Here is a 12,139-nt window from a genome sequence, read left to right as displayed (position 1 = left end):
ACGCTCGAATATGTTTATGTGTGTGTTTTATGTATTTGGCACACTATCATCGCTAGGGGAAAAATTATGAATTGCCGTACAACGTTAGCAAGTTGGCAAGCATTATCAGCAGCATCAGAACAACTAAAAGAACAGCATTTGAAGACTCTTTTTGAGGCTGATAGCGGGCGCTTCGATAAATTTTCTCGCCAAATACCAGGCGTACTTTTTGATTTCTCTAAACAGCTCATCAATGACTCGGTGTTCGAACAATTAATACAGCTGGCGAAAGAGACCGATGTTACATCTTGGCGTGACAAGATGTTTTCTGGGGAAAAAATTAATTTCACAGAAGACCGAGCTGTATTGCACGTAGCACTTAGAAACAGAGAAGCGTCTCCAATTTATGTTGATGGCGTAAATGTCACAGAGCAAGTTCAAGCTGAACTTGAAAAGATGAAAGTTTTCACTGACAGAGTTCGAAGTGGTGAATGGACAGGTTATACAGGGCAAGCTGTAAAAGATATTGTTGCGATTGGTGTGGGCGGTTCAAACTTAGGCCCACAAATGGTAACGGAAGCTTTAAGTGCATATAGCGACGGTAAACTAAACGTTCATTACGTATCGAATGTGGATGGTGTGCAGCTGGCACAGGTATTGAAAAAAATTCAGCCAGAAACGACTCTATTTGTGATTTCTTCCAAGACGTTCACCACATCAGAGACCATGAATAATGCGCGCTCTGCAGTTGACTGGTTTTTAGAAAGCGCCCAAGACAAAAGCGCCGTGGCAAAACACTTTGTTGCGGTGAGCACCAACTTAGAAAAAACACGTGCATTTGGTATTGCAGATGAAAATGTATTTACCATGTGGGATTGGGTAGGTGGACGATTCTCATTGTGGAGTGCTATTGGACTGCCAATCGCATTGTACCTTGGTTATGAAACCTTTGTTGAGGTTTTAGAAGGTGCTTTTGAGATAGATACTCACTTTAAAACAGCTGAGTTTGAGCACAATATCCCTCTTATTATGGCGCTGTTAAGTGTTTGGAATACAAGCTTTTTAGGTCATACTTCACAAGCGATTTTGCCTTACGATCAGGCTCTACATATGTTGCCTGCTTACCTTCAACAAGGCGAAATGGAAAGTAATGGCAAACATGTAACATTTAACGGGCAAACTGTACCTTATACAACTGTGCCGATTATTTGGGGAATGACAGGAATTAATGGACAGCATGCGTTTTATCAATGCTTACACCAAGGCAATGTCATTGTACCAGCAGACTTTATTGCTTCAGTAGAGCCTCAGGTAGCACTTGGAAAGCATCATGATGTTTTGCTATCTAACTTTTTCGCACAGACCGAGGCGATGATGGCTGGCGTAGATGAAAGTCAAGTTCGAGCGGAACTAACAGGAAAAGGTAAGTCTGAGAGTGAAATTGAGCAACTCGTCGCTCATAAAATTCATAAAGGCAACCGTCCTACTACGTCAATCATTTTAGATAAAGTAGATGCGAAAGCCGTTGGTCGTTTGATTGCAATGTATGAACATAAGATTTTCTGTCAAGGCATCATTTTAAGCGTTTGTTCGTTTGACCAATGGGGCGTAGAGCTCGGCAAGGGCTTGGCAAGTAACATTGAAGCTGAATTAACGAACGAAAATATCAGTCACGAACACGATAGTTCGACGTCTGGGTTAATTGCTTACTACAAGCAAAATAGAAACAAATAATAACGTTGCTTGATAGCAACAAATGTAAAGAATACCTTTGAACGGGTAGCGCTGGAGTACTTAGGGCCTGTATTTTTGTGAGAGGAATTACAGAGCCCCTAAGACTCATTTTTATTAAGACATCTAAAGCGTTTAAATATACTGAATGAGTGCTTGGTAACTTTCTTCTTCAAACCAAGCAAAATAGTGGTCTGAGAACGAATTCAATCCTATAAGTGAAGTTGTGTTTGGCATGTTTACCGAAAACACCAAACGGTTTTGATTGTAGCGCGTGTTCTCTTTAGAGTAATGACTGCGCGCCTAACCTTGTGAGAAATAATTATGCTTAATCCATTTGATATCGTAATTTTTGGTGGGGGCGGCGACTTAGCGTTGAGAAAATTGTTGCCAGCTATGTATCGTGCATATCAAGAAGGCAACTTGCCCGAAGGTAGCCGTATTCTACCGACTGTTCGAGAAGAAAATAAAAGAAACGAATATGTAGAAACCGCAGGGAAAGCACTTCAACAGCATTTAGGTCAGGGAGAATACAACCAAACTGACTGGAATGCCTTTTCTAAGTTCATCGTGCCTGTTGTTGTCAATGTCACAGAATCCGATGACAACTGGGATGTATTAAGAAATATTCTAGAGCAAGATGACAATGATAAATCTCGAGTATTCTACCTGTCATTACCTCCAGCCGTTTACGGTACCTGCTGCGAACTTCTTTCTAAAAAATCGTTGATCAGTGAAAATTCACGCGTAGTGGTTGAGAAACCAATCGGTTATTGTGGTGAATCAGCAGAAGAAATAAACGCAAAAATTGCTGAGTTTTTTGACGAAGACCAGATCTTCCGAATTGACCATTACTTAGGTAAAGAAACGGTTCAAAACCTAATGGCCCTTAGATTTTCAAATGTACTTTTTGAAAACCTATGGGACGCAAAAACCATTGATAATATTCAAATCAGTATTTCGGAAACTGTTGGTCTAGAGAGCCGAGCTGGCTTTTACGATAAAGCTGGTGCATTAAGAGATATGGTGCAAAACCACCTACTTCAGCTGCTTTGCCTCGTTGCGATGGAGTCACCACATAAGCTAAATGCTAACCGTATTCGCAATGAAAAATTGAAAGTTTTGGAAGCGTTACGACCACTTACAGATGAGTTGGTCGATTCAAACGTAGTACGAGGTCAATACGTTCCTGGGGAGTTAAACGGTAATCTAGTTCCTGGTTATTTGGAAGAATTAGGGGAAGGGTCAAGCACAACAGAGACATTTGTCGCAATTCGTGCCCACATTGATAACTGGCGTTGGTCTGGCGTACCTTTCTACTTAAGAACGGGCAAACGAATGAAGCAACGTTGTGCTGAAATTGTTGTCGAATATAAGCCAGTTTCTCACAATGTATATGACGACACAGTTGGGCCAATCTTACCAAACCGATTAATCATAAGACTACAACCTGAGGAAAGCATTCAGTTGACACTGATGTCGAAAAGGTTAGATAACTTAGAAATGCAGCTTGAGCCCGTTACTCTTAACATTGAATTAAGCGAAAAATACAGCAATGGATTTCATTCAGATGCATACAAACGTTTGATGTTGGATGCGGCGGCGAATAACCCATCGTTGTTTATTCACAGAGATGAAGTAAGACAGGCGTGGAAGTGGATTGACCCAATTATTGCAAGATGGCAAGAAAAAGGGACACCAGCGCTTTATCGTGCGGGTTCTTGGGGACCTGAGTCAGCCGATGAATTATTAGCTGAAAAGGACCACGCTTGGTTTAACGTTGGAGAAAATAACTAATGGCGATCATACACGAGCAGTTTTTTGACTCAAAAGATGCGATGACTGAGCATTTAGCATCCATTTTAGAAAGTACTTTGAATTCTGCACTTGAAGGTGACTCAAAGGCAAGTATGTTAGTATCTGGCGGGTCATCACCTGCACCGGCATACAAACGTCTATCAAGTCTGGATCTTGATTGGAGCAAAGTAACGGTAGCTATGGTTGATGAACGTTGGGTTTCACCAAGTCATGAAAAGTCTAATGAAGCTTTTATCAAAAATACGCTATTACAAGATAAAGCATCAAGTGCCCAATTTGTAACCATGAAAAATGGCGCAAGTACGGCTGTTGTTGGTCAAGAAGAAGTCGAAGCGCGCTATCAAACATTAAAGACGCCGTTCGATGTTACTATATTAGGCATGGGGCCTGATGGTCATACAGCTTCATTGTTTCCTCATGCTGAAGGCTTAGACGCGGCATTGAAAACAGAGCAACTTGTGTGTGCAATTAATGCTAATGAGAGTGAAGTGACAGGCAGTATCACTGAACGTATGAGCTTGACGTTGGCTGGTATTGCAAATACACAACATGCGATTTTGTTGATTAGCGGCGAAGAAAAGCGCGCGATGTATGAACAAGCTAAACAGCAGGGATCAGAATTGGATATACCACTAAGAGCTGTTTTGGGGTTGCCTGATTTAAAGCTAAGTGTTTTCTGGTGCCCTTAAGTCTTTTAATTAGGAAAATTGCACCTTGAGTGCATTTTTCCTAATTCCTTCATCTTTATTTCCTTTTAAACCTTCTTACTTTCTTCATTCACATACATTTCTATATTGAAAAAACTAACGATATCAGCACTGCTTTGACGTCAAGTTGTACTAGATACCACAGTACGACAGCCGTAATAGTCAATTAATCTAAATAGGAGGTCTTTATAAAAAATTTGTTTGATATTTGTGGAGAGTACAATCGGTATGCCTTTGGAAAACCTAAATACTCTAGATAGCATAAGGTTTATCTTTAAAAAATACATACTTTATTAGTATTCGTTATAATAAAAAGCGTGTGTTTCGTCTAGATCTTGACAGGCTTTATTGCACTTAATGATACGTCTTTCGACGAGATGAAAAATTAATTTCTTAATTTTCAAACTGATCCGTTATTTTTTGTTTGTAGTCCCGCAAGGGTAGCTGTATTTTAGCTTTTACTGGACACGCCGAGTAAAATGCCTTAAAATGACAGCGTTGTCATTGAGAATGGTTATCACCTTGAACAGCTTCTGCCCAGGCTATTATATTGATCAACTCTTCCAATATTGCATTAATATTATGCAGTCACTTATTTAGATACAGAAATTTTGTATCAATCACCTCATAAACTACAGATTTATGCATATCATGTGTTATATTAGTACGCGTTTGTAACAAAGTATAACCAAAGAACATATAATCCTATATTAAACAATGTGTTATAAATTTAAGTGAAAAATTTTAACGTTTTTGTTTAAAAAACATGTAGCGATTATGTAATTTTGGGTGTATGGTTTGTTATTAGATGACAGCGTTGTCATCATCACTGGGCAGAAGTGATTTAAAAACCAACAAAATGATTCAAGGGGAATCCTGTGTTAGCTAATAATTTTAAGAAAAGTTTACTAGCTGCAAACATTGGTCTTGCGTTTACCGCAGGTGTATCTGGTGTAGCAGTTGCTGATAGCGGTACTCAAGCCAAAGAAGACGTAGAAGTAATTGAAGTACGTGGTATCCGTCGTTCTTTAGAAGCATCTCTAAATACTAAGCGCTTCGCTGAAGGTGTAGTAGATGCAATCACTGCGGAAGATATTGGTAAGTTTCCAGATAAAAACATTGCAGAGTCACTGAAGCGTGTACCTGGTATTACAATTCAAGGCCAGTTTGGTGAAGGTGATGCGGTTTCTATCCGTGGTGCAGGTGCTGACTTCACAAAGACAACTTTAAATGGTCAGAACGTAGCTTCTACAGGTTGGTTCGTACTTGAGCCGGCAAAGCGTTCATTCAACTACACACTTTTACCATCAGAACTAGTTGGTGGCCTAGAAGTCTATAAGTCTTCTCAAGCGGATATCATCGAAGGTGGTGTAGGTGGTACAGTAATCGTAAAGACTCGTACTCCATTAGAACTAGATGCAAACACAGTATACGGTTCACTTGAGTTTTCTCACTCTGATGATTCAGGCGAAACTGATCCACAATATTCAGGCATGTATAGCTGGAAAAACAATGATGAGAACTTAGGTTTCTTATTCTCAGCTGTACAGCAAACTCGTCAATTACAGCGTCAGGGTAACGAAGCGTTTTGGGCTTGGGGTAGTGGTCCAGTTGGATTTGAGCAAGAGCGTGAGCGTAGCGCTTTCACAACTTCAATCGAGTACGCACCAACAGATTCTTTAAGCTTTGTTGTTAACTATCTTGACATGAAGATGGACGCAAACAATACGAACTATGCGATGTGGTTAACTCGTGGTGCAGATGATGCGACAACAGCATATATCCACGGTAATGGTTCAGAAGCGACTCCGGGTGTTCCTGTGGCAGGTGCAATGAACGTTGCATTTGCTCAAATGCGTCCACGTGAAGCGACGATGAACTCAGATTATCTAGATCTGAAAGTAGAATACGCAGGCGACAACTATAAGCTTGAATTTGTTATCGGTGAAACGACCTCTTCTGGTGGTACTGATTTCGAAATGGTAATGAACCCAAATTCTAATGCTGATATCTCTGCTGGTACATATGACTTTACATCAGGTCATCACAAGTGGAACTTACCAGCAGGATTTGACTTGACAACTTACACGCCGGGTGTAACTGCAGATACTCCAAACGGTGCGTTTGCAATGGGTACAGGTAGCAACTTCAATGCAACGCCTAAGACTGATGAAGAGCAATTCATCCAAGCAGATTTTGAATATATGCTTGACCATGACTTCATCAACTCGGTTAAAGTTGGCTTCAGATACGCTGAACACGAAGCGACAAGCAGACGTTTTGAGTTTAACCAAAACCTATGTACTGAAGACGTAACGACAGGTTGTTTCAACCCAGTATACGTACTTGACGGTACAAATCATGGCACATTCGATGTAGGTGCTGACGACCTTAAGATCCGTCGCTATGACATCGATGCAATGAAGAGCTGGGCTAAGTCGAGCATCCAAGGTAGAACTGAAGACTTTGGTGCTTACAGCCACATTGAAGAAGAAAATACGTCAATCTACATAATGGCTAAGTACAGCGGCGAAAACTACCGTGGTAACTTTGGTATCCGTTATGCGCAAACTGACGCTTCATCAATTTACTATAAAGAAGGTCTAGCAAATCAACGTACAGTTGAAGCGGCAGACTACAGTGAAGTACTACCAAGTGTGAACTTTGCTTATGACTTAGCGGACGATAAGATTTTACGTATCGCTGCATCAAAAGTAATGACGCGTCCACAGTACAATGACATGTACTTCAACCCTTCACTATCGGGCGTAGCGAACGAGCAAGCCGATGACCAAAGAGTTGCTCTTGGTAACCCTGGTCTAGTTCCATTTACAGCGAACCAAGCAGAAGTAGGTGTTGAATGGTACTTTAACTCAAGCTCACTATTAGCGCTAACTGCTTTCATCAAAGACGTAGACAACTTTATCGTTATCAACCGTCGCGACGCAACTGCTGACGATATTTCTAGACTTGGCCTACCTGCGCTATCTCCAGAAGAAGCAGCAAATGGTTGGACAATTGAAGAAAACTTCAATGGTCCAGGTGGTAAAGTGCAAGGTATCGAATTCCAGTACCAGCAAGACTTCGGTAATGGTTTCGGTTCGATGGTTAACTACACTTATACCAAAGGCGAAGCTGACACTACTGAGTTTACTAATGGTAACGGTGAAGTAACTCGCGTATTCACTGATGGCAACCTTGAGTTAAGCGACAGCTCTAAGTACGCTTACAACTTAACTGGTTACTATGAAAACGACTTGTTCTATGCGCGTCTTTCATATAACTACCGTAGCAGCTATATGATCCGTGAAACTGGTGGTTATGGTAACCGTTTACACGAAGGCTTCGGTTCAGTTGATTTAAGCACTGTATATCACTTCAATGAAAACATTGACATCAAATTTGATGTTGTTAACTTAACAGGTGAGTCTGCAGAGCAGTACGGTAACAATGCATTTATCGAAGCTAACAATGGCTTCAGTGATGGCTTCCCTCTATACGAATATGAGCAAGCTACTCGTTACAGCCTAGGCGTTTCTGTACGTTACTAATAACTAGTAATTATAAGAAAATAAGGAGCTTCGGCTCCTTTTTTGGTATTTATTATGATTAAAAAAATCGTTATTGTTGGTGGTGGCACCGCAGGCTGGTTAGCAGCCAATCATCTGGGGAAGCGTTTTTTAGGTTCTGAAACCGTTGTTAAATTAATTGAGTCGGCAAATATTCCTACCATAGGTGTTGGAGAAGGCACGGTCCCAATGATGAGACAGACGCTCGAATATTTTGGTATTGATGAAGGCGAATTTGTCAAAGAGTGTAATGTCGCTTTCAAGCAGGGGATCTCATTTGAGAACTGGATGGCCCCGCAAGCTGGTAAGACTCACCGATATTATCACCCATTTGATTTTTTTAGTTCTGAATTAGGCCTAGTGACGGCATGGCTCAATGACAATTCTGGTATCCACTTTGCCGACTTTGTCGGGTTTCAATCGACACTTTGCGATCATAATTTAGCACCAAAATTAATCACTCAACCGCAATTTGATGGTGCCGCAAGCTATGCTTATCATCTTGATGCAGGTGCATTTTCAGAATTGTTAAAAAATAATGCAATCAATAACTTGGGGGTTATTCATCACTACAATGAACTAAGTGAAGTTGCCTTGGACAATGACGGCGCGATTTCACATTTGGTGACGGACGCCGGTGTTGAAACAGCTGATTTGTATATCGACTGCACAGGATTTAGATCTCTATTGCTTGGTACAGCCATGAAAACGCCATTTGTGGCAAAAGGCGATGTGTTGTTTGCAGATAAAGCGCTCGCAGTTCAAATTCCATACGCAGACAATGAGCAAATTCCTTCTTATACGCGTTCAACAGCCCAGACCGCCGGCTGGATTTGGGATATTGGTTTATACAGCCGTAAAGGTATTGGTCATGTGTATTCATCGAATCATACAAGCGAAACGCAAGCATACGCTGAACTAGAAAACTATTTAGGCACTAATTTAGACAGTCTAAATGTACGCAGTATTGATATGAAAGTAGGGTATAGAAGTAAAGCTTGGAGCAAAAACTGTGTAGCACTGGGGCTTTCTCAAGGCTTTGTAGAACCTTTGGAGGCAACTGGATTGTTGGTATTTGACGTGACGGCGAAAATGTTGGCAGATACCTTACCAACTAGCACTATGGCTTTTGATACTGTAGCAAAACACTTCAACAACACGGTGACCAATATGTGGAACAAGGTCATTGATTTTATTAAGCTTCATTATTGTATTTCTGATAGGTGTGATAGTCAGTTTTGGCTTGATAATAGATCGCCGGAATCTATCCCGGACTCACTTCAGGAAAAATTGGAACTTTGGAAATATAAAGTGCCTACAAATTATGATTTTGGTGGCAAATTTGACGTTTTTGATATAGATAACTATTTGTACGTGTTATATGGCATGTCTTATCCAACTAGTGTCGATTCAAATCTCATTTCACCAGCTGAATTGAAAAGAATGTCAGACATAATTGGTACGATCAAATATCAACAAAAGCAGGCAAGAGAGTTGGCTATTGACAATAAATCTTTGCTTGAAAAAATCCACCAGTTTGGACTAGCCAAACAATAAAGCAAATTGTCTGAGGCCCAAGTGGCCTCCAGTGACACATTATTTGATTGGGTGTTGTCGTCAATTTTATCGATGTTTGTCAGAACTCATAGTTTCCTAAACTCCTTTTTAAAAGTTGTACAGCGCCCAATAATAGGCTGTTAATCGATCAAAGTTAGCACGTTTTTCAATCGCTCTCATTTTTGTCTAGACACCGCTTTACACTACCTGAAATGCTGAACAAAAATTTTTTGTTAATAAATCAAAATTAAAGCTTTAATACTCTTTTCTTTTGTTTCTAAAACCTATAGCCTTAGGGCCACTAAAAGTAATAAATACGAATTTGAATGGAGTAGTATTATGGCGGAGCAACAAGTGCAGCCTTTACACAACGAGAAGCATGCCAACCTAAAAGTTAAAAATGGCATCAACGTTGAATTTTTAAAATCACAGCACCTAATCCCAGTTGTTGCGCATGAGTTTGCGCGTGTAGCGACTGAGTTCCCAATGGCGTTTGTTAAGAATACTGAATCTGGTAAGTTTCAAGCGGTTGCGCTATTTGGCTTAGAGCCAGGTGAAAACCTTTACGTGAAAGATGGTCAGTGGCAAGCAGGTTTTGCACCTCTTGCAGCGGCACGTTACCCATTTGGCCTAGTAAAGCACCCTGAAGAAGATCAGTTTGGTATCGTTATTGATGAAGCAAGCCCGCTTGTAAACGAAGAAGAAGGCAATGCGCTATTCACTGATGGCAAAGAAACTGAGTACCTTGAGCGTCGTAAAGAAGCGCTAGTAAACTACGTTGAGTTTGCACGTGTTACAGAAGTATTCACTCAATACCTTGCTGATAAAGAGCTTTTGGTTCAGCAAACTTTGACAGTTGAAATTGCTGGTGAAAAGAAAGACATCAACGGTATTTACCTTGTAGATGAGCGTAAGCTAAATGAACTAAGCGACGAAGATTTCCTAGAGCTGCGTAAGCGTGGTTATCTAGCACCAATTTTTGCTTTCCTAACGTCAACTCACCAAGTTGCTCGTCTAGCTCGTTTAAAAGCTCAAGCTCAAGAAGCTTAATTTTAAATGTTTTGAATCCAAAAAAGCGCCTTAAGGCGCTTTTTTTGTTTTCGATTGTCGCACTATAAATTATCCAATCAATATATTGTGCAATTCCAACGCATAATGTTGCAGTCTTCTCACCTAGTGTTTATCTTGCAAAATAAAGTGATGTGTAAATACGAAAAACAATAAGGAACACAGAATGCGCACGTTAACCGTTCTAGCCGCCCTAACACTGCTGACCTCTATAAATGCTAAAGCACAAACGCAATCAGCTAACCCAGTTGCTATCGCTATCCATGGTGGGGCAGGCACAATTGAGAGAAGTCGTTTTACACCAGAACAAGAACAAGCTTATCGGGCAAAATTACAAGAAGCTGTAGAGGCTGGATATCAGACCCTTAATCAAGGTGGTGATAGTTTGGATGCCATTACCCGGGCAATCAATATTTTAGAAGACTCTCCCTTTTTTAATGCTGGTAAAGGCGCTGTTTATACTTATGACGGTCATCACGAACTTGATGCATCTATTATGGATGGCAAAAACCGTCAGGCCGGCGCAGTTTCCGGTGTGAAGCATGTTAAAAACCCCATAAATTTGGCGCGTGAGATCATGGATAATTCCGTGCATGTGATGCTCAGTGGGAAGGGGGCTGAAACTTTTGCCAAGCAGCAAGGCTTAGAGCTGGTTAATTCACAATATTTTAATACGCCTCATCGGTATGAATCGTTGCTGCGTGCCAAAGAAAAACTCAAGCAGCAAGAAAGCGGCACCAAGGGTTATCAAGCTATGCACAATGCATTGCCGCAAGCCTTTAAAATGGGTACTGTGGGCGCTGTTGCGCTGGATAAGAACGGCAACTTAGCTGCGGGAACTTCAACTGGTGGCATGACTGCAAAGCGCTACGGTCGCATTGGCGATTCACCCATAATAGGTGCGGGTACTTTTGCTGATAACGCTTCTTGTGCTGTTTCCGCGACAGGTCATGGTGAGTATTTTATTCGATACAACGTTGCGGCGGATATCTGTGCGCGGGTTTCATATCAAAATATATCAATAGAGAAAGCAGGCAAAGAAGTTATTTTCGGGCCCATGTATAAAGCAGGTGGCACTGGCGGTGTCATTATTGTCGATAAAAAAGGCAACATCAGCATGCCGTTTAACACTAAAGGGATGTACAGAGCGAGCAAGTCTAGCCATACGCCAACTTATGTTGGAATTTTTAAATAGTGTTAGCAATTGTTGATTCTTAGGCAAATTTTTCAGTGCCAGCTACTATTATAATATTGCTGGCATTTTATTTGGGGGAATAAACAATGCAATCAGTTAAAGTAGCAGATTATCTCAATCACAGACCAGTAACGTTTAGTTCAGATATGCGTGTTGAAATGGCGGTTGAGAAACTTTTACAAAGTGGGCAGTCTGGCGGCCCTGTTTTAGATGACCATCATAAAGTAATAGGCTTTTTGTCTGAGCAAGATTGTATTAAAAAGATGTTAGAAGCGACCTATCAAAATGAGTCGCACAGCATTGTATCAGACGTTATGAATACCGCGCCGGTGTGTGTAAGTCCCGAAGATAGCATCTTGCAAATTGCGGATAAAATGTCGAATGACAAGCCTAAGCTATACCCAGTTTGTGACGAAGATGGCAGGTTAATGGGCGTGATAACTCGTGCTCATGTTTTACTCGCATTCGATAAACATTTACACGATACCTATGAATCAGGGAACAGATTTGTCTAA

Annotated in this window: 8 protein-coding genes; all 8 read left to right on the top strand. The window is 40.9% G+C overall.

All coding sequences use genetic code 11. The features are described from left to right. The first annotated feature begins 66 nt into the window (after positions 1 to 66). Entirely contained in the window at positions 67 to 1,713 is a 1,647-nt protein-coding gene (pgi, locus tag QNM18_RS09770; RefSeq protein ID WP_211010306.1) for a glucose-6-phosphate isomerase, read from the top strand. Positions 1,714 to 2,034: 321 nt separating this feature from the next. Further along, the gene (zwf, locus tag QNM18_RS09765) at positions 2,035 to 3,507 is read left to right on the top strand and encodes a glucose-6-phosphate dehydrogenase (RefSeq protein WP_284137061.1); all 1,473 of its coding nucleotides are present in this window, start codon (positions 2,035 to 2,037) and stop codon (positions 3,505 to 3,507) included. Further along, on the top strand, positions 3,507 to 4,217 hold the full coding sequence (pgl, locus tag QNM18_RS09760; protein WP_211010304.1) for a 6-phosphogluconolactonase: 711 nt from the start codon (positions 3,507 to 3,509) through the stop codon (positions 4,215 to 4,217). The genes zwf and pgl overlap by 1 nt, the downstream gene beginning before the upstream one ends. Positions 4,218 to 5,113: 896 nt before the next feature. Further along, positions 5,114 to 7,786: a TonB-dependent receptor gene (locus QNM18_RS09755; protein ID WP_284137060.1), complete on the top strand. Its 2,673-nt coding sequence runs from the start codon at positions 5,114 to 5,116 to the stop codon at positions 7,784 to 7,786. Positions 7,787 to 7,840: 54 nt separating this feature from the next. Beyond that, the gene (locus QNM18_RS09750) at positions 7,841 to 9,361 is read left to right on the top strand and encodes a tryptophan halogenase family protein (RefSeq protein ID WP_284137059.1); all 1,521 of its coding nucleotides are present in this window, start codon (positions 7,841 to 7,843) and stop codon (positions 9,359 to 9,361) included. 339 nt (positions 9,362 to 9,700) lie between these two features. Then, positions 9,701 to 10,411 carry a SapC family protein gene (locus QNM18_RS09745; protein WP_211010301.1) on the top strand — a complete coding sequence of 237 codons (711 nt, stop codon included), beginning with the start codon at positions 9,701 to 9,703 and terminating at the stop codon, positions 10,409 to 10,411. Between the two features lie 184 nt (positions 10,412 to 10,595). Continuing rightward, the gene (locus QNM18_RS09740) at positions 10,596 to 11,624 is read left to right on the top strand and encodes an isoaspartyl peptidase/L-asparaginase family protein (RefSeq protein WP_284137058.1); all 1,029 of its coding nucleotides are present in this window, start codon (positions 10,596 to 10,598) and stop codon (positions 11,622 to 11,624) included. An 86-nt stretch (positions 11,625 to 11,710) separates the two neighbouring features. Further along, positions 11,711 to 12,139, top strand: a complete 429-nt coding sequence (locus tag QNM18_RS09735) for a CBS domain-containing protein (RefSeq protein ID WP_211010299.1) — start codon at positions 11,711 to 11,713, stop codon at positions 12,137 to 12,139.

The organism is Pseudoalteromonas obscura (genome assembly GCF_030135505.1).
Lineage (GTDB): Bacteria > Pseudomonadota > Gammaproteobacteria > Enterobacterales > Alteromonadaceae > Pseudoalteromonas > Pseudoalteromonas obscura.
This window is presented reverse-complemented; position numbering and strand designations above follow the sequence as displayed.

Coding starts and splice junctions, on each gene's coding strand:
- QNM18_RS09735 (WP_211010299.1), top strand. CDS start 11,711: ATGCAATCAGTTAAAGTAGCAGATTATCTCAATCACAGACCAGTAACG.
- pgi (WP_211010306.1), top strand. CDS start 67: ATGAATTGCCGTACAACGTTAGCAAGTTGGCAAGCATTATCAGCAGCA.
- QNM18_RS09750 (WP_284137059.1), top strand. CDS start 7,841: ATGATTAAAAAAATCGTTATTGTTGGTGGTGGCACCGCAGGCTGGTTA.
- zwf (WP_284137061.1), top strand. CDS start 2,035: ATGCTTAATCCATTTGATATCGTAATTTTTGGTGGGGGCGGCGACTTA.
- QNM18_RS09745 (WP_211010301.1), top strand. CDS start 9,701: ATGGCGGAGCAACAAGTGCAGCCTTTACACAACGAGAAGCATGCCAAC.
- pgl (WP_211010304.1), top strand. CDS start 3,507: ATGGCGATCATACACGAGCAGTTTTTTGACTCAAAAGATGCGATGACT.
- QNM18_RS09740 (WP_284137058.1), top strand. CDS start 10,596: ATGCGCACGTTAACCGTTCTAGCCGCCCTAACACTGCTGACCTCTATA.